12 protein-coding genes are annotated in these 26589 nt (G+C 55.7%); 3 read left to right on the forward strand and 9 right to left on the reverse strand.

The window, feature by feature from the left end; genetic code table 11:
- The first annotated feature begins 152 nt into the window (after positions 1–152).
- Entirely contained in the window at positions 153–2117 is a 1965-nt protein-coding gene (locus KDC22_RS03560; protein WP_173140963.1) for a glycosyltransferase, read from the forward strand.
- 138 nt (positions 2118–2255) lie between these two features.
- Here the strand turns inward: KDC22_RS03560 and KDC22_RS03565 are convergent, their stop codons facing one another.
- Entirely contained in the window at positions 2256–9431 is a 7176-nt protein-coding gene (locus KDC22_RS03565; RefSeq protein WP_425517049.1) for a hypothetical protein, read from the reverse strand.
- A 964-nt stretch (positions 9432–10395) separates the two neighbouring features.
- Between KDC22_RS03565 and KDC22_RS03570 the strand changes: the two genes are divergently transcribed.
- Both KDC22_RS03570 and KDC22_RS03575 read left to right on the forward strand, forming a co-directional pair.
- On the forward strand, positions 10396–10797 hold the full coding sequence (locus KDC22_RS03570; RefSeq protein WP_173138476.1) for a hypothetical protein: 402 nt from the start codon (positions 10396–10398) through the stop codon (positions 10795–10797).
- The gene (locus KDC22_RS03575) at positions 10794–12545 is read left to right on the forward strand and encodes a tetratricopeptide repeat-containing glycosyltransferase family 2 protein (RefSeq protein ID WP_173138474.1); all 1752 of its coding nucleotides are present in this window, start codon (positions 10794–10796) and stop codon (positions 12543–12545) included. The genes KDC22_RS03570 and KDC22_RS03575 overlap by 4 nt, the downstream gene beginning before the upstream one ends.
- Before the next feature lie 46 nt (positions 12546–12591).
- Here the strand turns inward: KDC22_RS03575 and KDC22_RS33710 are convergent, their stop codons facing one another.
- The 8 genes from KDC22_RS33710 to KDC22_RS03615 all read right to left on the reverse strand — a co-directional run bounded on the left by KDC22_RS33710 (position 12592) and on the right by KDC22_RS03615 (position 26588).
- Positions 12592–14547, reverse strand: a complete 1956-nt coding sequence (locus KDC22_RS33710) for a YncE family protein (RefSeq protein ID WP_216857429.1) — start codon at positions 14545–14547, stop codon at positions 12592–12594.
- A 53-nt stretch (positions 14548–14600) separates the two neighbouring features.
- The gene (locus tag KDC22_RS33715) at positions 14601–16514 is read right to left on the reverse strand and encodes a YVTN family beta-propeller repeat protein (RefSeq protein ID WP_216857428.1); all 1914 of its coding nucleotides are present in this window, start codon (positions 16512–16514) and stop codon (positions 14601–14603) included.
- Positions 16515–16544: 30 nt separating this feature from the next.
- Entirely contained in the window at positions 16545–18533 is a 1989-nt protein-coding gene (locus KDC22_RS33720) for a YncE family protein (RefSeq protein WP_173138468.1), read from the reverse strand.
- A 38-nt stretch (positions 18534–18571) separates the two neighbouring features.
- A complete protein-coding gene (locus tag KDC22_RS03595; protein ID WP_211722095.1) occupies positions 18572–20233 on the reverse strand; it encodes a YncE family protein in 1662 nt (553 codons plus the stop codon).
- Between the two features lie 149 nt (positions 20234–20382).
- Positions 20383–22089 carry a pyocin knob domain-containing protein gene (locus tag KDC22_RS33295; protein WP_246553271.1) on the reverse strand — a complete coding sequence of 569 codons (1707 nt, stop codon included), beginning with the start codon at positions 22087–22089 and terminating at the stop codon, positions 20383–20385.
- Positions 22090–22113: 24 nt separating this feature from the next.
- Positions 22114–23808 carry a collagen-like protein gene (locus KDC22_RS03605; RefSeq protein ID WP_211722096.1) on the reverse strand — a complete coding sequence of 565 codons (1695 nt, stop codon included), beginning with the start codon at positions 23806–23808 and terminating at the stop codon, positions 22114–22116.
- A 232-nt stretch (positions 23809–24040) separates the two neighbouring features.
- Positions 24041–24877, reverse strand: a complete 837-nt coding sequence (locus tag KDC22_RS03610; RefSeq protein WP_173138462.1) for a class I SAM-dependent methyltransferase — start codon at positions 24875–24877, stop codon at positions 24041–24043.
- 34 nt (positions 24878–24911) lie between these two features.
- Positions 24912–26588 carry a YncE family protein gene (locus KDC22_RS03615; protein WP_173138460.1) on the reverse strand — a complete coding sequence of 559 codons (1677 nt, stop codon included), beginning with the start codon at positions 26586–26588 and terminating at the stop codon, positions 24912–24914.
- Position 26589 lies beyond the last annotated feature (1 nt).

Consider the following 26589-nt stretch of genomic DNA (forward strand, 5'->3'; position numbering starts at 1 on the left):
CCATTCACCTCGTCACGATTTTCTAGTTACGATTCACTATATGCAAGGCGGATTTTAAGCATTCCACAGCGGATGGCGGAAAGTTCTAGGAATAGTAAGTGGACTTTGGAAATATTTTTTAAGAGAACGACTTTATAGAATGAGGTGCTGAAATGGACCAAACAAAGATTCTAATTGGCAGTCCGATCTGCCAGAAGCCTGCTATCCTTAAGGAATTCCTGGACTCCCTGGATGAGTTGAGGACCGAGAATCTTCATATTGAATATTATTTCGTGGATGATAATGAGGACCAAGCTGCTAAGGATTTACTGCATGAATTCTCGCAACAGCATGAGCAAACTCATGTTATGCCTTATGAAATAACTACCGGGCGATATGTCCGTAACGACAAAACCCATTACTGGCCGGATGAGCTGGTATGGAAAGTAGCAGGGATGAAGGACGGTATCATTGAGTATGCAAAGTCCCATGAATTTGATTATCTGTTTTTAATTGATTCTGATCTGGTTGTTCATCCCGATACGTTGGAGCATCTGATAAGTGCGGAGAAGGATATTGTATCAACCATTTTTTGGACCAAGTGGCAACCGGACAGTCCGGAAATGCCGCAAGTCTGGGTGTCGGACCACTATACACTGTATGAAATGCGTGAGGGTGGAAAGCTGGAAGATGAGGAGATCCGGAAGAGAACCTCGGAGTTCTTGCACAAATTGCGGGTGCCCGGATTATATGAAGTGGGGGGCCTTGGCGCGTGTACTTTAATTAGCCGTAATGCACTGAGCGCCGGAGTAGGTTTCAAAAAAATCCCGAATCTATCGCTTTGGGGGGAGGACCGCCACTTTTGTGTACGTAGTGCGGCACTCGGATTGACTTTATATGTGGATACCCATTATCCGGCCTATCATATCTATCGCGAGACCGATTTGGATGGGGTGCAGGCCTATAAACAAAGATATCCGCACCATTCCAGAGCTATCCGGGAGGGGCGGAGTGTGACCGTCAGTTTATGTATGATTGCCAAAAACGAGGAGGATGCGTTACAACGTGGTCTGCCCAACATAAAGGATCTGATGGATGAAATCATTATAGTGGACACGGGATCAACCGATAGAACCAAAGAAGTGGCTGCGGAATTCGGGGCGAAAATCTATGATTTCCCATGGATTGACGACTTTGCCGCTGCGCGAAATCATGCCTTCAGCAAAGCAACCATGGATTATATCATGTGGCTGGATGCGGATGATATTATTCTGGAGGAAGACCAGAAGCTGCTGCGGCAAACGATCCGTGCATTGAATCCGACTATTGATAGTGTAACGATGCCTTACAATATTGGTGTGAATCCCAATGGCAAGGTTACCTTCAGCTTGAGGCGGAACCGGATTGTTAAGCGCGAACGGAACTACCAATGGTATGGTGCAGTTCATGAGTATTTGAATGTATATGGAAATGTGATTCATTCCGAGGCTGCGGTGACCCACCACAAGGAGAAGGAATACACGGACCGGAATTTGCAGATATACCGCAGACATCAGGCAGCCGGCAAAGAGTTTTCTATCCGGGATCTCTATTATTTTGGCAATGAGCTGCGGGATAATCTGTTTTTTGAAGAAGCGGTGGAGTATTATGAAAAATATCTGGCTACGGGGTTAGGCTGGGTGGAGGATCAGATTGCAGCGTGCTTGAAGTTGTCTGCTTGTTACATACGGATGTACGAGCGGGAAAAAGCATTCGAAAGCTTATTCCGGACGATGATTTATGACAAACCGCGTGCGGAGGCTTGCTGCCGAATTGGAAATATCTTTTATGATCAGCAACCGAAACAGCTGGAGCAGGCTATTTTCTGGTATGAATTGGCTGCCTCCTTACCGAAGCCTACCAGCGCCTTGGCTTTCATGGAGCAGAACGCCTGGACATGGCTGCCACATTTGAATCTGTGCTTGTGCTATGACAAGCTGGGACAATATGACAAGGCAAATGACCACAATAATCAGGCTTTGGCCTATGAACCCGATCACCCCAGCATGCTGCTTAATAAAAAATATTATGAGGAAAAGTTTGCTGCTTTAAAGAAAGAGCAGCAGGAATCGACTGTCCGCATCCCAATTTATGAATAAATATGAGTGCTAGCTAGCTAGATATCGAAGGGACCCATGCTTCAGGCATGGGTCTTTTTTCTTATGAACTGCTGCCGCAGCAGAAACAAGCACCTCTGCAATCCCAGCGGGAATGTGAGGTGCTTGTTGTTGTAAGGCTTACCCGATAGCAACGAAAGTAATAAGTCCACTATTCACTTCTGCATCGCCAAATTCCCCCGAAGCCTCCGTATTGTCAAACATGAGGGCAAGCTGTATGTCACTTCCACCTGAATCGGTCTGATACACAAGCGTGTACGTTAAGGAAACGTATTCTGTGTCGGATGCAACTGTAGCAGCGATAGGGGAGGTACTGTAGAGATCAAATTCAGGGTCAGGATTGCGACGATGAAGCAACTCTATCCCAATTGTACCCCCAGAGTCAGAAGTACTGCGTACAGTAGCCTGATAAATAATCATAAAGGTGCGATATGAAGCCAGAGTAAAGGTGTTTCCACTGTTTGTGACAGTTCCTCTTGTGGGCGATACTGAGGCTGAATAAGGACCAAGCGGTGTATCTGGGCCGGAAGCTATAACTGAAGGTGCATCAACAAAATAACTTGCAAAATCATAGCTGTATACGCCCGTTGCACCGGTTTCTCCCGTAGACCCAGTGATGCCGGTCACGCCGGTGGCCCCCGTCTCGCCGGTGACTCCCGTACTGCCAGTGGCTCCGGTCTCGCCAGTAGTTCCAGTCTCGCCAGTAGCTCCCGTATCGCTGGTGGTACCCGTCACGCCAGTGGTGCCTGTCACGCCAGTGGTGCCCGTTTCGCCGGTAGGCCCGGTCACGCCAGTGGTTCCGGTCTCGCTGGTAGCTCCAGTTTCGCCAGTGGCACCAGTCACGCCAGTAGCGCCGGTAGCCGCAGTAGCTCCAGTCGCCCCAGTAGCTCCGGTCGCACCAGTGGCACCCGTCTCGCCGGTAGTGCCCGTTTCACCGGTAGTCCCCGTCTCGCCAGTAGCTCCAGTTTCACCAGTAGCCCCGGTTTCACCAGTAGCGCCAGTCTCACCGGTCGCCCCGGTGGCCCCGGTCGCACCAGTAGCACCAGTCGTACCAGTAGCTCCGGTTACTCCAGTGGCCCCGGTCGCCCCAGTAGCTCCGGTCGCCCCAGTAGCCCCCGTATCGCCAGTAGCTCCGGTCTCGCCAGTAGCTCCGGTCTCGCCAGTAGCTCCCGTCTCGCCGGTAGTGCCCGTCGTCCCAGTAGCTCCAGTGGAACCCGTATCGCCAGTAGCCCCGGTCGCCCCAGTAGCTCCGGTCTCGCCAGTAGAACCCGTCGCCCCAGTAACCCCGGTCGCCCCAGTGGCTCCCGTCTCGCCAGTAGAACCCGTCGCCCCAGTAGCTCCGGTCGCCCCAGTAGTTCCCGTATCGCCAGTAGCTCCCGTATCTCCAGTGGCTCCAGTAGCCCCGGTCGTACTAGTAGCCCCGGTCTCGCCGGTAGTGCCCGTCGCCCCAGTAGCTCCGGTCGCTCCAGTGGAACCCGTATCACCAGTAGCCCCGGTCGCCCCAGTAGCCCCAGTCTCGCCAGTGGCACCCGTCTCACCGGTAGCCCCAGTCTCGCCAGTAGCTCCAGTCTCGCCAGTAGCTCCGGTCGTCCCAGTAGCTCCCGTCTCGCCGGTAGTACCAGTAGCCCCGGTCGCCCCAGTGGAACCCGTCGCCCCAGTAGCCCCGGTCTCGCCGGTAGAACCCGTCGCACCGGTCGCCCCAGTGGCACCCGTCTCGCCAGTAGCTCCGGTCGCCCCAGTGGAACCCGTATCACCAGTAGCTCCAGTCGTCCCAGTAGCTCCCGTCTCGCCGGTAGTACCAGTAGCCCCGGTCGCCCCAGTGGAACCCGTCGCCCCAGTAGCCCCGGTCTCGCCGGTAGAACCCGTCGCACCGGTCGCCCCAGTGGCACCCGTCTCGCCAGTAGCTCCGGTCGCCCCAGTGGAACCCGTATCACCAGTAGCCCCGGTCGCCCCGGTCGCCCCAGTAGCTCCGGTCGCCCCAGTAGCTCCGGTCGCCCCAGTAGCTCCGGTCGTCCCAGTGGCCCCGGTTGCACCAGTAGCCCCCGTCTCGCCAGTGGCTCCGGTCGCCCCAGTAGCTCCGGTCGCCCCAGTGGCCCCGGTTGCACCAGTAGCTCCAGTAGCTCCAGTAGCTCCAGTAGCCCCGGTCGCCCCCGTCTCGCCAGTAGTACCCGTCGCTCCAGTAGCCCCGGTCACGCCAGTAGTCCCCGTCTCACCTGTAGTCCCGGTCACGCCAGTAGCCCCAGTAGCCCCGGTCTCGCCAGTAGTCCCCGTTACGCCAGTGGTACCGGTCGTACCAGTAGCCCCAGTCTCACCAGTAGCCCCCGTCTCGCCGGTAGTCCCGGTCGCACCAGTGGCCCCGGTCTCACCAGTAGCGCCCGTCTCACCAGTAGCTCCGGTCGCACCAGTCGCCCCGGTCACGCCAGTAGCCCCAGTATCGCCAGTGGCCCCGGTCACGCCAGTAGCCCCGGTCTCACCGGTAGCCCCCGTCTCGCCAGTCGCGCCCGTCTCACCAGTCGCCCCAGTAGCCCCCGTCTCGCCGGTAGTGCCCGTCGCCCCAGTGGCACCCGTCACGCCAGTAGCACCTGTCTCGCCAGTAGCTCCCGTCTCACCGGTAGTGCCCGTCGCCCCAGTAGCCCCGGTCACGCCAGTAGTCCCCGTCTCACCTGTAGTCCCGGTCACGCTAGTAGCCCCGGTCACGCCAGTAGCCCCGGTCTCACCAGTGGCGCCAGTCACGCCAGTGGCCCCGGTCACGCCAGTAGCCCCAGTCGCCCCGGTCGCACCGGTAGCCCCAGTAGCGCCGGTCGCACCAGTAGCCCCGGTCACGCCAGTAGCCCCCGTTTCACCGGTAGCCCCGGTCACGCCAGTAGCACCCGTCTCACCAGTAGTCCCCGTTTCGCCAGTGGCCCCGGTCACGCCAGTAGCCCCGGTCTCGCCGGTAGCTCCTGTCACGCCAGTCGCACCCGTTTCACCAGTAGCCCCGGTCTCACCAGTGGCCCCAGTCTCCCCAGTAGCCCCAGTAGCCCCGGTCGCACCAGTAGCGCCGGTCACGCCAGTCGCCCCCGTCGCACCAGTCGTCCCGGTCGCACCAGTAGCTCCGGTCGCACCAGTCGCTCCCGTCTCCCCGGTCGCACCAGTAGCCCCCGTCTCCCCGGTCGCACCAGTCTCCCCGGTTGCACCAGTAGTCCCGGTTGCACCAGTAGCCCCGGTCGCACCAGTCGCGCCCGTCTCACCAGTAGCCCCGGTTGCACCAGTAGCCCCGGTTGCACCAGTGGCCCCGGTCACGCCAGTGGCCCCCGTCTCGCCGGTAGCACCCGTCGCACCAGTGGTGCCCGTCTCGCCAGTGGCCCCGGTAGCCCCGGTCTCACCAGTAGCCCCGGTTTCACCAGTAGTGCCTGTTTCACCGGTAGCCCCCGTCTCGCCGGTAGCCCCGGTTTCACCAGTAGCGCCGGTCGCACCAGTAGCTCCCGTCTCCCCGGTTGCACCAGTAGCCCCGGTTGCACCAGTAGCCCCCGTCGCACCAGTAGCTCCCGTCTCCCCGGTCGCACCAGTAGCTCCGGTCGCACCAGTAGCTCCGGTCGCACCAGTAGCTCCGGTCGCACCAGTCGCTCCCGTCTCCCCGGTCGCACCAGTCGCTCCCGTCTCCCCGGTCGCACCAGTCGCTCCCGTCTCCCCGGTCGCACCAGTCGCTCCCGTCTCCCCGGTCGCACCAGTCGCCCCGGTTGCACCAGTCGCCCCGGTTGCACCAGTAGTCCCGGTTGCACCAGTAGCCCCGGTTGCACCAGTAGCCCCGGTTGCACCAGTGGCCCCGGTCACGCCAGTGGCCCCCGTCTCGCCGGTAGCACCCGTCGCACCAGTGGTGCCCGTCTCGCCAGTGGCCCCGGTAGCCCCGGTCTCACCAGTAGCCCCGGTTTCACCAGTAGTGCCTGTTTCACCGGTAGCCCCCGTCTCGCCGGTAGCCCCGGTTTCACCAGTAGCCCCAGTCTTACCAGTAGCCCCAGTAGCCCCGGTCGCACCAGTAGCGCCGGTCACGCCAGTCGCACCCGTTTCACCGGTAACCCCGGTCACGCCAGTCGCCCCCGTCGCACCAGTCGCTCCCGTCTCCCCGGTCGCACCAGTCGCTCCCGTCGCCCCGGTCGCACCAGTCGTCCCGGTCGCACCAGTAGCTCCGGTCGCACCAGTAGCTCCGGTCGCACCAGTAGCTCCGGTCGCACCAGTCGCCCCGGTTGCACCAGTCGCCCCGGTTGCACCAGTAGTCCCGGTTGCACCAGTAGCCCCGGTTGCACCAGTAGCCCCGGTTGCACCAGTAGCCCCGGTTGCACCAGTGGCCCCGGTCACGCCAGTGGCCCCCGTCTCGCCGGTAGCACCCGTCGCACCAGTGGTGCCCGTCTCGCCAGTGGCCCCGGTAGCCCCGGTCTCACCAGTAGCCCCGGTTGCACCAGTAGTGCCTGTTTCACCGGTAGCCCCCGTCTCGCCGGTAGCCCCGGTTTCACCAGTAGCCCCAGTCTTACCAGTAGCCCCAGTAGCCCCGGTCGCACCAGTAGCGCCGGTCACGCCAGTCGCACCCGTTTCACCGGTAACCCCGGTCACGCCAGTCGCCCCGGTCTCACCAGTCGTCCCGGTCGCACCAGTAGCGCCGGTCGCACCAGTAGCTCCCGTCTCCCCGGTTGCACCAGTAGCCCCCGTCGCACCAGTAGCTCCCGTCTCCCCGGTAGCCCCCGTCTCGCCGGTAGCCCCGGTTGCACCAGTAGTGCCTGTTTCGCCGGTAGCTCCGGTCTCGCCGGTAGCTCCGGTCTCGCCGGTAGCTCCGGTCTCGCCAGTCGCACCCGTCTCACCAGTAGCCCCGGTCACGCCAGTAGCGCCAGTCTCACCAGTAGCCCCGGTAGCACCAGTAGTGCCTGTTTCGCCGGTAGCCCCCGTCTCGCCAGTAGCCCCCGTTTCACCAGTAGCTCCGGTCTCACCAGTAGCCCCGGTCTCTCCGGTAGCCCCCGTCTCGCCGGTAGCGCCGGTCGCACCAGTCGCACTAGTCGCCCCAGTAGTGCCAGTAGCGCCAGTCTCTCCGGTAGCCCCGGTCTCTCCGGTAGCCCCGGTCACGCCAGTCGCACCCGTCGCACCAGTCGTTCCGGTCTCACCAGTAGCTCCGGTCGCACCAGTAGCCCCCGTCTCTCCGGTAGCCCCCGTCTCGCCGGTAGCGCCGGTCGCACCAGTAGCACCAGTCGCCCCAGTCGCCCCAGTAGCGCCAGTAGCGCCAGTAGCGCCAGTCTCGCCGGTAGCCCCGGTTTCGCCAGTAGCCCCGGTTTCACCGGTAGCCCCGGTCTCGCCAGTCGCACCCGTCGCACCAGTCGTTCCGGTCTCACCAGTAGCTCCGGTCTCACCAGTCGCACCAGTAGCGCCCGTCTCGCCAGTAGTCCCCGTCTCGCCAGTCGCCCCGGTCGCCCCAGTCGCCCCGGTCGCCCCAGTAGCTCCGGTCTCACCAGTAGCTCCGGTCTCACCAGTCGCACCAGTCGCGCCCGTCTCGCCAGTAGTCCCTGTCTCGCCAGTCGCCCCGGTCGCACCAGTGGCTCCCGTCTCGCCGGTAGCCCCCGTCTCGCCGGTAGCGCCGGTCGCACCAGTGGCTCCCGTCTCACCAGTGGCTCCCGTCTCGCCGGTAGCCCCGGTTTCGCCAGTCGCCCCGGTTTCACCGGTAGCCCCGGTCTCGCCAGTCGCACCCGTCGCACCAGTCGTTCCGGTCTCACCAGTAGCTCCGGTCTCACCAGTAGCCCCCGTCTCACCAGTAGCCCCCGTCTCGCCGGTAGCGCCGGTCGCACCAGTAGCACCAGTCGCCCCAGTAGTGCCAGTAGCGCCAGTCTCACCGGTAGCCCCGGTCTCGCCAGTCGCACCCGTCGCACCAGTCGTTCCGGTCTCACCAGTAGCCCCCGTCTCTCCGGTAGCCCCCGTCTCGCCGGTAGCACCAGTCGCCCCAGTCGCCCCAGTAGCGCCAGTAGCGCCAGTAGCGCCAGTAGCGCCAGTCTCGCCGGTAGCCCCGGTTTCGCCAGTAGCCCCGGTTTCACCGGTAGCCCCGGTCTCGCCAGTCGCACCCGTCGCACCAGTCGTTCCGGTCTCACCAGTAGCCCCCGTCTCTCCGGTAGCCCCCGTCTCGCCGGTAGCACCAGTCGCCCCAGTCGCCCCAGTAGCGCCAGTAGCGCCAGTAGCGCCAGTAGCGCCAGTCTCGCCGGTAGCCCCGGTTTCGCCAGTAGCCCCGGTTTCACCGGTAGCCCCGGTCTCGCCAGTCGCACCCGTCGCACCCGTCGTTCCGGTCTCACCAGTAGCTCCGGTCTCACCAGTCGCACCAGTGGTGCCCGTCTCGCCAGTGGCCCCGGTCTCACCAGTAGCCCCCGTCTCGCCGGTAGCTCCGGTTTCACCAGTAGTGCCTGTTTCGCCGGTAGCCCCCGTCTCGCCGGTAGCCCCGGTTTCACCAGTAACCCCCGTCTCGCCGGTAGCCCCGGTTTCACCAGTAGCCCCCGTCTCGCCGGTAGCCCCGGTTTCACCAGTAGCCCCCGTCTCGCCGGTAGCCCCGGTTTCACCAGTAGCCCCAGTCTCACCAGTAGCCCCAGTATCCCCGGTCGCACCAGTAGCGCCGGTCTCGCCAGTCGCACCCGTTTCACCGGTAACCCCGGTCACGCCAGTCGCCCCCGTCGCACCAGTCGTTCCGGTCTCACCAGTAGCTCCGGTCTCACCAGTCGCACCAGTCTCCCCAGTCGCTCCCGTCGCACCAGTGGCCCCCGTCCCGCCAGTGGTCCCGGTCTCGCCAGTAGCCCCAGTCTCGCCAGTGGAACCCGTCGCCCCAGTAGCCCCGGTCGCCCCAGTAGCCCCGGTCGCCCCAGTAGCCCCGGTCGCCCCAGTAGCCCCAGTCTCGCCAGTGGCACCAGTCTCACCGGTAGCCCCGGTCTCGCCAGTGGCCCCCGTCTCGCCAGTAGCACCCGTCGCACCAGTGGTGCCCGTCTCGCCAGTGGCCCCGGTTGCACCGGTAGCCCCAGTCTCACCAGTCTCACCAGTCTCACCAGTCTCCCCAGTAGCCCCAGTAGCCCCAGTAGCGCCGGTCACGCCAGTCGCACCCGTCGCACCAGTCGTCCCGGTCTCACCAGTGGCTCCGGTCTCACCAGTAGCGCCAGTCTCCCCGGTAGCCCCGGTCTCACCAGTGGCCCCCGTCTCTCCGGTAGCCCCGGTAGCCCCAGTAGCCCCAGTCACGCCAGTGGCACCCGTCGCACCGGTAGCCCCGGTCACGCCAGTAGCCCCGGTCTCGCCAGTAGCCCCGGTCACGCCAGTAGCCCCCGTATCGCCAGTAGCCCCGGTCTCACCAGTAGCCCCAGTCTCGCCAGTGGCACCAGTCTCGCCAGTGGCACCAGTCTCGCCAGTGGCACCAGTCGCCCCGGTAGCCCCGGTCTCGCCAGTAGCTCCGGTCGCCCCAGTAGCTCCCGTCGATCCGGTCGCCCCAGTTGCTCCCGTCGATCCAGTTCTGCCGGTAGACCCTTTCCCCGAAAGTCCCGTATGCCCCGTATGTCCAGTAGCCCCCGTGGGTCCCGTTATGCCGGTAGCCCCCGTAGCTCCCGTAGTACCGGTGGTCCCCGTTAGACCAGTAGCTCCCGTAGTGCCAGTGGCTCCCGTTACACCCGTTACTCCAGTAGCCCCTGTGGGCCCCGTCGATCCGGTAGCGCCAGTTCTGCCGGTAGCCCCTTTCCCAGAAAGCCCCGTATGTCCTGTATGCCCCGTAGCGCCAGTAGGCCCCGTAACTCCCGTAACCCCGGTAGTCCCTGTAGTCCCCGTCGCGCCCGTCGCGCCTGTCGCCCCAGTGGTCCCTGTCGTGCCAGTAGTTCCCGTATTTCCCGCAGTTCCAGCTCTGCCGGTAGACCCGCGCCCCGAAAGTCCCGTATAGCCCGTATGCCCCGTCGCGCCAGTGGGCCCTGTAGGCCCGGTTGGGCCTGTGGGCCCCGTATCCGCGGTAGTAGCCAGAATAATCGTGTCTGTTACTCCCGTAGGTCCTGTAATTCTTTCGAGATTACCCACAATATCACTCCTTCCACAACGCCTTAATACTCTGAGTGCCTTGAATATGAGATCAGTATTTGTTGCCGGATTCATATTCAACTCTGTAGGGAAAGTTTATTCTGAGACTGCTTAAATACAACCATAACGTGGTTTGGTACGATAATTTCTCTCCAAAGTCTATGGGGGTGCATAAGGTATATGGATGTTACGGATTTTGATACATGAGGGAGTGCTTATCTTGTCAAATGTAAATGTTCGTCATGAACATGAAGGTCAAACAACTGCCTTTTTTTCAGGACCGGAAGACCGTTCTATTTCCATACGTATGCTTTTGCAGCGCTTTGAGGATACAGGCATTGAGGATGAACGGCTGCTGACCCTTGCTGTACATGCTTATGATTCCGGGCACTATATCCGGTCGGCTTCTTTATTTGACCAATTTCCGCCATCCTCACCGCTATATGCCCTTGCCAAGCTGGGAGGAGCGCTTTCGCACCTGTCCCAGGCTGTAGGGGTAAGCCGTAGCTGGCGAACAACGGATTCTCAGGATCAACATAACCATAATAAGATCAGTAACTTGGAAGCCATTGAACATAAACTCCGGCAATTAATAGCGAAGCAAAGAGGAGGCCGTTCATGAGTAAACCTTCGATTTCTCTTTGTATGATTGTACGGGATGAAGAAGAGTTACTGCCGCGTTGCCTGGACAGTGTCAGAACACTGACGGACGACATCATCATCGTGGATACGGGCTCCGCGGATGGAACAATAGAGATAGCGGAGAGGTACGGAGCCAGAGTGATCCGTCATGTCTGGCAGAATGATTTTGCAGAGGCGCGCAATGTGGGCTTGGAAGCAGCAACCGGCGATTGGATTATATTCCTCGATGCGGATGAGGTCTTGGACCCGTACAGATGCGAACTGATTACTAGTTATATGAGCCATACCGAAATAGAAGGAATTCTATTTCAAATACACAGTTACTTGGATGAGCAGGTGCCGTGGCAGACCATGATCACTCCGGCATTGAGAATGTTCCGGAATCGCCCGGAGTACCGGTTCCGAAATGCCATACATGAACAAATCATTGATAGCATTGCCTCCCACAAGCCTGATGCTGCTCTGGGCCAATCGGATCTGATCATCCACCATTTCGGCTCTGATCCCAAACGCATGGCTTCCAAACAAAAAATAAAACGAAACAGAACCGCCTTATCCGGTGTGTTGAAAAAGGAACCAACCAATTCCTACCAGATTTATAATTTAGCGGTGAACTATTGTCAGACTCATGAGCTTGAACAAGCGGTTCTTCTCTTCCGGCAATGCCGCCAGTACGATCGGCAGGATTCTCCCTGCCGTTCAGCATCTTACTTACATGAGACCATCTGTCTGTTTCGTCTGCACAGAACGCATGAGGCGATAGCGGCGGCGAATGAAGGGATAGGTGAATACGATAACTATACCGATTTGTATCACTGGCTTGGAATTCTTCATCTGCAAACAGGAGACACGAAGAGGGCAGAGGACATGTTTATCCATGCCCTTAAGCTGGGGGATGCGGTGAATTATGTGTCTCACAAGGGTACCGGAACCTTCCGTACCCGGTGGCTGCTCGGTAGCCTTAAGCACCATACAGGAGCTTATGATCTGGCCATACAGCAATACACGCTGGCATTGGATTGGGAGCCCTTGTTCTCCCCGGCGTTGCGGGATCTTGCCCGTTTGCTGAGATGCTGTAACCGGGAAGAGGAGCTTTCCCAGCTGCTCTTGCGGCACATGAACTTACATGGAACCCAAATGATGTCTCCGCTCCTTGCCATTCTGACCGAAGTGGATAGTTACCAGACGATTTTGTCCTTACTTGACAGGCGGGGTCCGGGTGAAGAGTCCTATGGGGAAGCAGTAATACATTTTCGTGCCTTGTTATTGTCAGGCAAGCTGACCGAAGCGGAACAATATGTTACAGCCAATTCTATTCTGTCGCAGAACATGCAGCACCAATTAGAGATGGAACAGTGGATCCTGTGGATGAAAAAGGGGGTCCCTATTGAAATTCTTAAGTATCCTTTTACAGGAGAAAACATGGAGAACGAAAATGCTGCTGCCGCCTGGTTGTCATTCGCAGCCAAAGCAGCCTTGGTGAATGGTCATGCACATACTGCGCGATCCATTACCGGGAGGTGGCAAACTGCCGTTCACCGGGAACCCCGTGCCATACAGAACAAGCAGGCCTGCACAGGGCTGATTCAGACGTTGCTATATATGACGGATGTATGCTTGAAGGAAGCCGGAACACTGCTTATAGAGCAAGAAACGCAGCAATTGCTGCGGGAGATCAGAATCAGTATGTGTACTGAAGATATGCTTGAACAGATACAGTCTATCTGAGAAAAATGCCTCCATTCTCAAAATGATGGAATGGAGGTCTTCAGCATCAGGATCGACTGCTGTATGCCGCGGCAATACCTTGAACATTGCCTCCGATATTAATCGAATTGCCCGCTGAATAGGTCAGGAGATTGACGGGATGGACATATTGATGTTCGGAAACATAAGCCTTGGTACTATCGGGCGTAATGGCAACTTGCAAAGCAACGGGAAGTTCAACGAAATGAGAGGTATCGTTGTTCCCCGTTTCGATGATTTGCAGTCCGGGGAACTGGTCATCGTCACCCGCAATAGTTACACATACTTTGGACTGATCTGGCGTCAATGCAATATGCCGTTCTCCTTTATAACTGGGCAGATACCAAGGGCCCTCATGACCTTCTCCCCAAATCCGGATTTTCACCAGCTCGTTAGAGGATGGGTTTTTCATAATATAAAGCAAATTATCGCTGCCCTCCAAATAGATGCCGGAGACCCAGCCGTCTGTATAGTAAGGAATAATAGGCGTAAATTGTCCTGCCTCCGTAAGGGTGAAGCGCGCAAAGCGGTCCTTCTGGAAAATAAGAAACATCTGACCGTCTGATGAATTGGCAAGAGGGTTACGCTGAGGCTCCTCTACAAAGTTATAGGTATAACCGGTGTTGATGACTTGCTCGTTTTTGACGGAGATAGCATATACTTCCCCTTGGTCTCCTTGATCGAGCCGGGTAGCCACAAATATAAACCAGCTCTTGGGAGAAGCGAGCAGGGCAAAGGGATGGCCGCTCCCCACGGATACAGTGGTCAGAACTCGCCGATTAACGTTATCGATAACGGTGACGCTGCGGGAATCGTAGTTGGCTACATAGGCTTTGGAGTTATCCGGCGTCACAACAACAGCAGCCGGGTTAGCCCCTACGTTCAGAGTAGCAGTGACAAGATTAGTAGTGGTGTCGATCAACGAAACGGTATTATCTTGCGCATTCACCACATACAGAGTGGCTCCGTCCGGCGATTTGGCTACTGCGCCAGGCCCGCGTCCAACCTCAATCGTCTGGATAATGGCGTTGGATGCAGTATCTACTACAGCCACATGACCTTTGCTTAGTCCATCATCTTCAGCAGGACGGTAGGACACATACAAGTAAGCTGGCGGCGATACATTGTTGAATACAATAGTAGACATATCCGTTTCCAGAACCTGCGTGGTTGCCTGAATGTTAATGAAGGAGCTGATGCGGGCTTGAAGGGTATACGTATGTGAGCCTTCGGGCGGCGCATCCACATAGAAGAAGCGGATTAGATCCTTGAAAGGGAGCTTCTTCAGAGCAAGATAGCCGAAGGTGCTGTTGCTGGAATAAATTTCAGTGCCGTTACGGAGGATCTGGAAATCAATGGATATCGAGGTTTCGCTGGTTTCCCCGCTTGCCCAGGAGAGCAGAAAAGAAACATCGACTTTGACAGACTGGTTAGTCCCGATACTCAGAAAAGGAACGGTACTCAGCGTCACCCAGGGAGCAGGTGCACCAAGAGGCAAGGTTATGGACACATCCGACCGGGCATAACCGATATAGTTGGAGGCTCCGGTGGCCCCTCTGGGACCATTCGAACCAGTATAACCTGTCGTTCCTGTAACCCCCTCAAGGCCACTGAGACCTGTAACCCCTGCGGGTCCCTGATTTCCAGTGGGTCCACTGATGAGGCCTGTTGCTCCTGTTACCCCGGTAAGCCCCGTGGACCCTGAAGGCCCGGTTTCGCCGTCAGGTCCCGTTATACCTGTAAGCCCATCCGGGCCAGGGTTCCCCGTCATTCCGGTAAGCCCGGTCGGTCCGGTAGGTCCGGGATCACCGGGGTCTCCTGTGCCGCCGGGCCGGCCTGTTGATCCGGTGGGCCCCGTTGGGCCTGTCGGTCCGGTGGGGCCCACCACTCCATCCTCTTGGGGTTGTGAGCCTTCCCGGATCACTTCCTGATCATTCTCACCGGTTATTCCGGTAAATATTGGCTTGCTTTGCTTATCATCCACAATGCACAACTCCTTATTCTAAACTCTCAGGTTCATAGAGCATGTGTGCCTGGTTAAGAAGAGCGCGTATTATAAGCAGCAGACATCCCTTGCACGCTGCCTCCGATATAAACGGCGCTCAGAGCGGTATATCCCAAAATATCGACGGGATGGACATATTGATTCTCAGAAACATAAGCCTTGGCGCTGTCCGGGGTGATCTCAACCAGGTTGGCCACAGGAAGCTGGATGAAATGGGATTGGTCATTATTTGCGGTCTCAATGACTTGCAGTCCGGGGAACTGGTCATCGTCGCCCACAATGGTCACACATACCTTGGACTGATCTGGTGTTAATGCAATATGCCGCTGTCCTCTGTAACTGGGCAGATACCAGGGCCCATCATAGCTTCCGCCTATAAGCCTGACTTTCACCAGCTGGTTAGAGACAGGGGAATTCATAATATAGATTACATTGTCGCTGCCCTCCAAATAGATGCCGGAGGTCCAGCCTTTGACATAATAAGGAACAATAGGCGTGAAGTCCCCTGATTCGGTTAAGGTGAAACGCGCAAACTGGTTCCTCTGGAAAATAAGAAACGTCTGGCCATCCGATGAATTGGCAAGAGGGTTGCGCTGAGGGACCTCTACAAAGTCATAGGTGTAGCCGGTGTTGATGACTTGCTCATTCTTGACGGAGATGCCGTATACTTCCCCTTGGCCTCCTTGGTCGAGCCGGGTAGCCACAAATATAAACCAGCTCTTGGGAGAAGCGAGCAGGGCAAAGGGATGGCCGTTCCCCACAGAGACAGTGGTTAATACTTTACGGGCAGCGTGGTCAATAATGGTCACATTGCCTGAATCTGAATTGGCGACATAAGCCTTGGAATTGTCAGGCGCCACGACGATCGCGGTTGGGTTACTCCCCACAGACAAGGTTGCCGTTACTTGATTGGTGGAGGTATCAATCAGGGAAACAGTATCATCCCCGGAGTTGGCCACATAGAGGATTGCTCCATCGGGTGATTTGGCCACTGCGCCCGGTCCGCGGCCTACCTCAATAGTCTGTACGACCGAATCGGTACGGGTATCGACCACCGCCACGTGCCCCTTTTCCTGATTGTCTTGCGGACGGTAAGACACATATAGATAGGTGGAGAAGCTTTTGTTATTGAAAGCAACGGCAGCCATATCCGTTTCCAGTATTTTTAAAGTATTCTGGACATTAGAGAATCCCGTAGTGCGAACCTGCAGGGAGTACGTATAGGCCCCGCTGCCGGGCACATCCACATAGAACAGATCGATCAGTTCCTTGTTGTTCATCTTACTGTTGGTGTAAAAGCCGTAGGTACTCAAGCTCTTATAGATCATATTTCCATTCCGCAGCAGCTGGTACTCAATACTTAAAGAGGTGGCATCTGTATTCACACTGTCCCAGGATAGAAGGAAGGAGGCGTCGATCTTAACTGCCTGATTGTTCTTCAAATACAGGAAGGGAACTGTATTTATGGTCATCCAGGGTGCAGTAGCGGAGAGCAGTAGCGGCACCGCCGTTGAAGAGCGGGCATTGTTAATATAGCTGTAAGGCCCAGTCGCTCCGCGAGCACCGGCGGACCCTGTAGAACCAGTTGCCCCCAAGGCTCCCACGGGTCCTTGAGTTCCGGAAGAGCCTGTCGGTCCAGTAGCACCAGTAGCACCAGTAGCGCCAGTAGCACCTGTTTCTCCTGTGTGTCCGGTGGAGCCTGTTGCTCCCGTAGCTCCGGTAGCCCCGGTCTCTCCTGTCGGACCGGTGGGACCGGTGGGACCGGTTGCTCCCGTAGCACCAGTAGCGCCAGTTCCTCCTGTAGAGCCTTGGTGCCCCCGGTGCCCGGGTCTGCCCGGGTCACCTTCATCTCCAGGATCCCCAGTTTCCCCTGTCGGTCCCGTGATTCCTGTAGAATCGGCTAGCGCGGGCGATATAAGATATTGATTTTTCATAATCTCATCCACGTGTGCACAACCCCTCATTCATTTTCACTTTCATATTTGCACGCTACGGGCCCGGTAAGCCCCTGCCATGCCGCGTACTTGTTTGCCTATATAGACTGCCCTCAGAGCCTGGTAGCCCAGAATATCCACCGGATGGACATATTGATTCTCAGCTACATAAGCCTTTGTGCTGTCCGCCGTGATTTCGACTTTATAAGCAATCGGCAACTCGACGAAGTGGGAGACATTATTATTCTTGGGTTCGATGATTTGGAGACCGGCAAACTGGTCATCATCTCCTATTATGGTTACGAGTACACGGGAATTGTCTGGAGTGACGGAGATATCATATTGTCTTTTATAACTGTCCAAATACCAAGGACCATAGTATCCGCCGCTTCCATAAATCCGCCAATATGGCATTTGTGTTGAGGTCGGTTCTTTCATTACATAATTGTAATTATTAGACCCTTCCAGGAATACGCCGGAGACCCAACCATTAACGGTAATATGCCCGCTTATAGATAAGGGACTTGTGAGTCCACTCTTAAGAACGTAAACATAATTTTTGGTGTAAGCAATTAGTGTTTCGCCGTCCGAAGAAACGGCTAGCGGATTTTGTTGAGGCTTCGAGATAAAATCATAATTGTTGGAATGAAATAGGGATTCATTCTGAACGGAGATAGCGTATACGTTGCCATTATCCGCCTGATTCTGCTTGCACGCCACATAGACATACCAGTTTCTCGGCGAAACCACCATTGCAAATGGATGATCGGTACCCATCGACAGAGTACTTAATACTTCACGGGTTAAGTTATTAATAACGGTCACACTGTGAGAATCATAATTCGCCACATATGCCTTGGAGTTATCCGGCGTTACCACTACAGCAACGGGGTTGAGGCCAACGGCCAGTGTCACTGCAACCCTTCGCTCACGGGTGTCAATTACGGAGACAGTATTGTCCGTACTGTTGACAACATAGACGGTGGTTCCATCCGGAGATTTAGCGAGTGCTCCCGGATTCCGTCCTACCTGAATTGTCTGGATAATGGTATCAGAGGAGGGATCGACCAGAGCTACATAACCGGATTGCTGATCATCTGAAATATAAGAAACGTACAGATAAGAAGAAGGCTCTATGTTATTGAATACAATAGCCGCCATGTCAGAATTCAGGATATGCGTGGCATTTTGCAAATTGAGATATCCGTTCGTTCTAACCTGCAGGGTATAGGTGTAAGCTCCCCGTTCAGGCGTATCTACATGGAAAATCTCTACCAGCTCTTCATTGATCATTTTGGAACTGGTCCGGAATCCGTAAGTGTTGGTGGCGGAGTAAATGGGAAGGCCGTTTCTCAGCAGCCTGTAGTCGATTGTCAGCGAGGTGTCGTCAGTAGTAGTGCTGTCCCAGCCTATCAGGAAGGAAGCCTCCACCTTCACTGCCTGTTGTTCGTCCAAGGTTACGAATGGCACTGTATTGACAGTCACCCAGGAAGAAGGCTCGCCAAGCGGGAGCAAGATATCTTGAGGGGACTTGGAGTATACAATTTCACTGGAGGGTCCGGTATCACCACGGCTTCCGGTACCTCCAGTAACTCCGGTAGGGCCTGTGACACCCGTCACACCCGTAACTCCTTCATCTCCGGTGGCGCCGGTGGCACCTCGGGGTCCCTCAGGCCCAACAGGGCCTATGCCTCCTTCGGATCCATCATCTCCGGTTCCGCCGGTGATTCCCTTCTCTCCGGGAGTGCCCGTTGAACCGGTGGGCCCAGTTGGCCCAGTAGGCCCTGGAGCGCCGGTAGCACCGGTAGACCCTGTGTCTCCGGTATGTCCAGTTGGACCAGTAGCGCCCTTATGTCCCCGGTTACCTGTCGGTCCTGTTGGTCCTGTAATGCCTTCAGGCAGCTCCGGGCCCGTGCCCGGCCAGATGATCTCCTGGTCATCTTCGCCTGTCTCCCCAATGATGATCGGTCCGGGCCCTCCGTTGACGGGAGCTTGCAGGGGTTGATTCTTATTTTCTTTGAATTCATCCACGTGTCGGCACAACTCCTTTATAAGGAATAAGGGGAGCGTCAGCTCTGCAGACGATACGCTGCGAGTAGGGTCTGCACAAGCCCATCGACGCCAATCGCCTGCATTTCTGTGAAGGTCTGAAGATTGACAGGATGTACATACCGGTGCTCAGATACATAGGCTATGGCGCTGTTGGCTGTAATAGCTACTTCCCGGGCAACGGGCAGGTTGACAAAATGGGATGTGTTATTGTTCTCCGGCTCTATAATTAGCAGGCCGGCAAATTGATCATCGCTGCCTGCAACGGTGATGCAGATACGAAGCTGATCTGGAGAAGCAACTACCTGATTTTGTCCCTTGTAGCCGGGGTAGGGCACCGGGGTCTGCCAACGGGCCGGACTGTTGTCGGCAGACACGTGCCATATGGATATCTCCTCAGACGGCGTAGGTTCTGTCCAGTACATCTGATGGAACTGCTGAATATCCTGGTCAATGAATATGCCGGACCGCCATTGACCTCCGAGAGAAGTATAGGGTACGGAAAAGAAGGGTCCAATGGAGCCTGAACTTAGACTGGCCAGCAAAGCCTTTTCTTTCCCAGCAGCCACAAAGGTCCGGCTGTTGCTGGAAACCGCAATAGGGTTGCAGGAGGGATCGAATTCAAGGCTGTAGCTTTTGCCAAAAACGGTAACCTGTTCATCGGCTGTTCTAATAGCCGCGATGTAATCGTTCCCAGCGGTATCTGACTTGCATGCAGCAAAAATGTAGCTTCCATCAGGTGAAGCGGTAAGGGCAAAGGGGGTGCCCGTTCCCACTGGAACAGTTGCAATAACCCGGCGGGTCAAATGGTCTATAACCGTAACATTCCGTGAGCCGGAATTGGCGGTATACGTCTTCGTGTTGTCTGGTGAAACCACAATGGCAACGGGAGTTGCCCCAATCTGAACGACGCCGATTTGTCTGAGCTGGACAAGGTCCCACACCCACATGAAGTTGTAGCCAGATTGGGCTGCTGTGACCGGATCCTGATCTCCGACATACAGTGTTGTAAGGTCTGGAGATATGGCCATGGGTCCCGGCTTAGAGCCTGCGAACAATGTCCTCACGATATGGTTTGAAACGGTATCAATGACTGCTACATGACCATTCAGATTCTCGGTATCATTCCAGCAGGAGACAAAGAGATAATGCTGATAGGCCATCTGGTTCGGATATACCACAGCCGACAAATCAGATTCCAGAATTTCAATTGTAGCCTGCAGGTTACTGTAACCATTAATCCGGGCTTGCATAGTGTATGTGTATGAGCCGGAGGGGGCAGTGTCAACGTGGAAGAAATTAATGAATTCCTGATGAGTAGCCCTGGAGTTCTCTGCCAGTCCATACACATTGGCCCCCGTATAAATTACAGTACCATTGCGGAGAATTCTGTATTCCAGATTCAATTCGGCAGCGCGGCTGTCTCCGCTGACCCAGGATAACAGAAACGAAGCATCAATTTTTACAGCTTGGGTAGCGGTTAGGCTAATGGCAGCAACACTGCTTACCGTGGCCCAGCGTGCGGGCGTACCCGGGGGCAGGATCAGAGGATCGGTTGAAGAGGCATACCCGATATACGCAGCAGGTCCGGTTGCTCCCCGGGGTCCGGCAGGGCCGGTTGGTCCGGAAGCGTCTGCTAACGGTTCGGGTGTATTGAGCTGGTCTTGATTATCATCCACCATGTTAACTCCTCTCAAGGTATAATCGACATATGTATATGTTCGATTTCTAAATAATAGTATTTTGTTAATATTTGTCCAATTATGGGACAGGCGAAAAACGGACACCGGTTAGTACCGGTGCCAGTTTACCGCACAGAATGTGATTTGGTTTAAGGTTGGTTAGGTGTATACGGATTGAGGCTGATAATGCGTAAATTAAGCTGATTGATTGTCGAACCCATGCCCATGTTTGTATGCATAATTAACGCCAGTCCTTCGGGAGCGGGGGTTATGTCTACGACAAAAGAATTGTTCCATACATTTTGACCCACCGAATCATGAGTTACCCGGCTGCCAAAATTAACAGGGTAGCGACTGTCGTTAATTACATCTTCTAATATAATCTCCACCATAACTCCATTAGGAGCTGTGGTGATGGAGGGAATGGCGTCCACCATATAGTCTATCTGGAACAACCCTCTGGCCAAATTAATGTATAGGGGGTAGTCAATTCTGGGTGAACCAGTGCCGCCAGTAATTTCTTGTCCGCCATGGCTCCAGTGGACATCCTGATCGCCGTAAAAACTTGCTTCTAATGGTGTGGTGGGTCCTGTTATATAGGCCATCAAGAAGTTCGCGGTAGGCAGCCCCCCTGTAGTGCCTGTCGGTCCGGTTATGCCCGTGCCCGTTGGTCCGGTCGGTCCGGTGGGTCCAGTCGGTCCAGTAGGCCCGGTGGGTCCAGTCGGGCCTGTAAGGGATTCGCCTGTTGCCCCCGTAGCGCCGGTGGGTCCGGTCGGCCCGGTGGCCCCAGTGGCACCAGTAGCTCCTGTACTACCCGTGGCTCCAGTGGGACCCGTGGCACCAGTAACGCCCGTAGCACCGGTCGGCCCTGTTATTTGGAGACCGGTGGGCCCGGTGGGCCCGGTCGGTCCAGTTGCACCAGTGGCCCCCGTCGGTCCGGTGGGTCCGGTCGGCCCAGTGACCCCTTCTCCGGTAGGTCCAGTCGGGCCGGTAAGGCCAGTAGCCCCTGTAGCTCCTCTAAGACCTGTCGGTCCTGTAGCTCCTGTGGGACCAGTTGGACCGGTGGGTCCGGTGGCTCCCCTTGGCCCGGTATGGCCAGTAACGCCTGTACTTCCGGTGGGTCCGGTGGCTCCTGTTGCTCCAGTTGTCCCGGCGGGTCCGGTAGGACCGGTAATGCCGATCCCCGCTGCGCCGGTGGGACCGGTGGGGCCGGCAACATCCACCGGTTCCCAGGGAGTCCAGACACCGCCGGTATTTACTCTGTAATAGATAGATGGATTCGAAAGATAGAGCTGCTGCACTGTTGTACCTGATACTGTCACATACAGGGTCCAAATTTGTGGATTCAAAGGCCCGGACGGTCCGTTCAAAGGCGGTCCTTGCGCAGCATTGGAGCTGTAAACCCCGGGTATGATATACAAATTCAAGTCTGCTCCCGAGGGCTCAGCTGTAAATGCGGGGAACACTCCGTTAGCGGCATTAAGAATAACATCACCGGTTAATCCGTTTACCGTATTGACACCGCCGGTTGCTCCAGTAGGTCCTATCGGACCCGTTACGGTAGGAATATTAACCGATGTCTTCAGCTTGGAATCCAGCATCATTTCCTGTCGGAAGATGCTGTCGAGCATGGCTTGCGTGCTGCTGTTCACATTCAGAATATCCTGAATGGATGCGGGGGGACTGGTGATGCCAGGCAGGGTGCCCAGAGCGAACTGGATCTTTTCTCCCTCCGCGTTGATGATGTGGGCCAGACCAAGCTCTTCCATGGCAATGGAGGACATGAGCAGGTTCTGGACATCATCCCGCGTCAGTGTAATCGTGGGTGTAATATTAGGAAGATTGGGAGTAGACATAGGGATTCCTCTCCTTCAGTAAGATTATTGAACGCGTAAGGTAACCACACGTACGGAGGCGCCAAGAATCGTGGTGCCTGTTCCAAAATTGGTGTTTAACACAAATGACATGGCATCGGCAGGGAACAAGGTGGCATCCAGTATAAAGGAGTTGCGCCAAATATTCTGGCCGATCTGTTCCCTGGAGACCCTGGAGTAAGGGGTATACTCCTGCACATCGGAGCCGGAATAGGAGAAATAGAGCTCAGCGAACAGGGAGGGAGTCGTATTAGCCGGAATTGCGTTTACTGTGAAGTCCATTTGGTACTCCGCATTTGGGATCAGCGTGATTTCTGAGGGATTGCTCTGGAAAGGGAGGATTGTGGACCTGGGTTGTCCAAGGGTAAGTCCGGTACTCCAATTGGATATGAATTCTCCCCCCGTAAAACTTGTTAAAGTAGCTCCAGTCACAAAGGCGTAAAAGAAGTCCTGATCCAAGATCCCGGTAGGGCCGGAAGCGCCGGGGGGGCCCATAGTGCTTCCTCCGGTATGTCCTGTGGGACCGATAGGTCCAATGCGTGTAGGGCCGGAAGGTCCTCTGCTACCCGGCTGTGTTGCACCAATCCCGGTCCGGCCGGTGGCTCCCTTAGCTCCGGCAATCCCAGTGGGTCCGGTGGGGCTTTCACCCGTCTGTCCGGTAAGTCCTCTGGGTCCTCTTGATCCCGGATTCCCGGTAGTCCCGGTTTCCCCGGTAGCTCCTGTGAAACCTTTAGCCCCAACAGGTCCTGTCGGCGATTTACCGGTAGCTCCGGCAGGTCCTCTCGCTCCCCTGAAAGCTCCGGCCAGAGGGGAGGCTCCTTTCATGCCGGTAGCTCCAGCGGCTCCAGTGGCCCCGGGTTCTCCAATGACACCGGTGGGTCCGGCAGGCCCGGTGACCGTACTGGTTACACCGGTAACGCCTGTAACGCCCTTCTCTCCAGGGATGCCCGCAGGTCCGGTGAGTCCGGCATGCCCCGCCGAACCCGTCTGCCCCGTCATTCCGGTCTGGCCTGTATCTCCGGTTACGTCTGGTCCGGTAGGTCCGGTAGGACCAACCTCTGCAACAGGCTCCCACGAAGTCCACAGGCCATCAGCTTGGCGCACCCGGTAATAAATGGACGGATTAGAGAGATACAACTGCTGAACAGTAGTGCCTGAAACACTGACATAAAGTGTCCAAATCTGTGGATTAGCAGGTCCGACCGGTGAGTCGGGAGGGATACCTTGAACGGTATTGGAGCTATAGACACCGGGTTGAACGAATGTACTCAGAGGCAAATTAGAAGGAAGCGAATCGGATACTGGAACAATCCCGTCCGCTGAGGTCAATGCGACTTCACCAGCCAGCCCATTTACACTGAAGACTCCGCCCGGAGGTCCCGTAGGCCCGGTAGGTCCAATCATAGATGGGAAACCTGCGGTCGTACGCAGCTTGGAGCCGAGGATCATCTCTTGGCGTGAGATCACATCAAGCATGGACCGGGCACTGGCATTCACGGCCAGAATATCGTCTATGGTGACAGTTGGCCCGCTTATCCCCGGAAGCGTACCCAGAGCAAATTGAAGCTTCTCCCCTTCGGCGTTAATAATGTGCGCCAAACCAAGCTCTTCCATAGCGATGGAGGAGAAGAGTAAATTCTGCACGTCATCGGAAGATAAGGTAATAGTAGGCGATATATTAGGAATATTAGGGGTGGACATAAAGGAACCTCGCTTTCGCATTAGTTTTCCGGAAGAGAAGCCTGCTCTGAATCTGTGGCGACAAAAGAGGAGCAATCTCTCTGAACCAGATAATTCCAGCTTATGAGAGTATGTATGAAAGGTTCGGGCGTATTACTTGCTTCAGCCCAGAATCTCGTCCAAATAAAAAAACTCAGGTCATATTGACCTGAGTCTACTATCGAAATATCTAGTTCTCGCTACTTGTTTATACTTAATCGTCTCTTTTTTGAGCTGCGCAGAATAATTCGTGTCCCCGCATTTCGGCTTGAAGCCGGGACAGCAGCTCCATTTTTTGAGGGAAGGTAAGCGGACCATAGACTGGATGGCCGGAGGTCGTTGATTCCAGCTCGGCATAGGTTTGTCTGCTGAATAAGGCACGTACCTCTAAGCCTGCTTGATCCGTAATGCGTCTCAGGCTCCGCTCGGAATGATGGAAGAGATGATCCGCTTCGGTGAACAAGGGACTGGAAGCCTTCCGCAATTCATTCCTGAGACAGTACCGGTTCGGTACGCTAAAAAACAGATAACCACCCGGCGCGAGCAGAGAGGACGTCTCCTTCAAAAAGGAAACGGGCTCAGCGATATGCTCAAATACATGCCAGAACACAACCGCATCGAAGGAGTTCACCGGCAGCTCCAGCTCCGGACTCCATATGCCTTCAATGACCGGCAATTGGTAGTTCTCAGCAATGTATGTGCAGGAGGCTGGGGAGGGCTCAATTCCAAGGGCGTCCCAGCCTGCGGCCCGTGCCATATTGAGAAATTCGCCCGTCCCCGAACCGATCTCCAGCAGCTTGCCGCGGCCCGGGCTGAAGGTCTGCAGCATAAGCAGGTTGAACGAGCCATGATCCAGATAAGTACTTCTCATCCACTGGTCCCGCATTCGTATCCAGCTGTCATTATAAATCTCCGGTATAAGAGCTTGGCTTGTGCTGCGGCTGTCCTCCGGTTGAAACAGCATATCGCAATCCAGGCAGTCCATCAGCGTAAAGCGGGGATAGTTGGCGAACGTGGATGTAGAGCCGCTTCCGCATACTGGGCATTCCATATTCCAATAACCTCCAATGTTAAAAAAGAAAATTTCAGGTAGTCATTTGATAGGCAGCCACCATATCGTGAACCTTGCCGCCGATATAAATGGATTCAAAGGGAATGAAACGGATAATATCCACCGGATGCACATAGCTGTTCTCCATGACATAAGCCAAGGAGCTGTCAGAGGTGATAACCGACTTATGGGCAACGGGAATCTCGATGAAATGAAGGTCACTGTCACGCTCCGTATCAATAATCTGCAGACCTGCAAATTGATCGTCATTGGCCTCAATGCTGATGCAGATTCTTGAGTAATCCGGTGAAGCTACAATGTGACTTTGACCGGTAAAGCTGGCATAATTCCAGGGACCAACATAATTACTATTATCGTACACCCTGAATCTTCCCCTTGAAGTGGACTCAAAGGTCTGAATGCCGTAAAAATAATCAAATCGTTCTTTGTGAACAGCGGAGGTCCAATTCTTCAGACCATAGGAATATGAGGCGGTGATCGTATTGGAATTATAAACATTGAACGTCCGCGTACCACCAGGGGCGATGAACATCAGTTTAATACCGGCTACCTTTGCTGCAAGCGGATTGTATCTGCGGTCCAGTCCGGAATTCTGCCCCAGATCCTGAACATGATCGTTACCTACGGAGATTGCAATGGCGTGGCCTTTATCTCCCTCAGTGATTGTAGCGGCAAAGATAAACCAGCTATTGGGCTGAGCTGTAAAGGCAAACGGACTGCCTGTCACAGGAACGGTTGCCTTAACCTGACGGGTCTCATGATCGATAATGGTCACATTCTGTGAACCATAATTAGCTACATAGGCCTTGGTGTTATTAGGGGCCACGATAACGGCAGTGGGGCTATTGCCTACGGGTAGCGTGGCCGCTACAGTATGGGTGTTCGTATCAATAATGGAAACTGTCTCATCCTGGACATTGACAACATAGACGCTGGCTCCATCAGGAGATTTGGCCAACGCCCCTGGACTGCGGCCAACGCGGATGGTCTTAATCACCTTCTGGTTATCGGGGTCCACGACAGCGACGAAGCCGGGATCATTGGGGGCTTCCAGATTCTCAGTATAGGATACATACAGATAAGATTTGGACAGGATGCCGGAATAGACCACGGCTGCTAGCTCGGATTGCATAATTTGCACCGCAGGCTGAAGGTTGGTATAACGGTTGATACGTATTTGCAGGGTGTAGTTATAGTTACCGACATTTGGGTTGTCAATATGGAAGCAGCTGATCTGTTCCGAGCTCTTGGCATTTGCCTTGTCCTCAGAACCAAAGATATTGCTGGACAAGTAGATCTGAGTGCCATTTCGCAATATACGGTAATCAATGCCAATAAAGGTATGAGCGGCGGCTACACTGGTCCAGGACAGCATAAAAGAAGCGTCAAGCTTCACCACTTCCCTATCACGTGTATTAATAAAGGACAACGTCTCCAGTGTCTGCCATGGGGATGGAGTGCCCAAGGAAAGTGTGACGGCAGTGGAGGAATTGTTATAGCTGATTGTACTGCCCGGACTTGAAGTACCTTGAGGAGGTTGTGGACTTTGCGGTCCTCCGTTACCGGGGACTCCATCGGTGGGGAGCACAGGCGTATTCTCCCACGTCCATGCTCCATTTTCATCGGGAATGCTATCCGGGCTTGGAGTTTTGACCACTTCTATTAGATTGTGATCGTCTTCTGGGTTCACT

This window comes from Paenibacillus tritici, from assembly GCF_018207515.1.
Classification (GTDB): domain Bacteria; phylum Bacillota; class Bacilli; order Paenibacillales; family Paenibacillaceae; genus Paenibacillus_AQ; species Paenibacillus_AQ tritici.

Excerpts from the sequence above, each read along its gene's own strand:
- KDC22_RS03560 (WP_173140963.1), top strand. The coding sequence starts at position 153 with ATGGACCAAACAAAGATTCTAATTGGCAGTCCGATCTGCCAGAAGCCT.
- KDC22_RS03575 (WP_173138474.1), top strand. The coding sequence starts at position 10,794 with ATGAGTAAACCTTCGATTTCTCTTTGTATGATTGTACGGGATGAAGAA.
- KDC22_RS03595 (WP_211722095.1), bottom strand. The coding sequence starts at position 20,233 with ATGGTGGATGATAATCAAGACCAGCTCAATACACCCGAACCGTTAGCA.
- KDC22_RS33295 (WP_246553271.1), bottom strand. The coding sequence starts at position 22,089 with ATGTCTACTCCCAATCTTCCTAATATTACACCCACGATTACACTGACG.
- KDC22_RS03605 (WP_211722096.1), bottom strand. The coding sequence starts at position 23,808 with ATGTCCACCCCTAATATTCCTAATATATCGCCTACTATTACCTTATCT.
- KDC22_RS03610 (WP_173138462.1), bottom strand. The coding sequence starts at position 24,877 with ATGGAATGCCCAGTATGCGGAAGCGGCTCTACATCCACGTTCGCCAAC.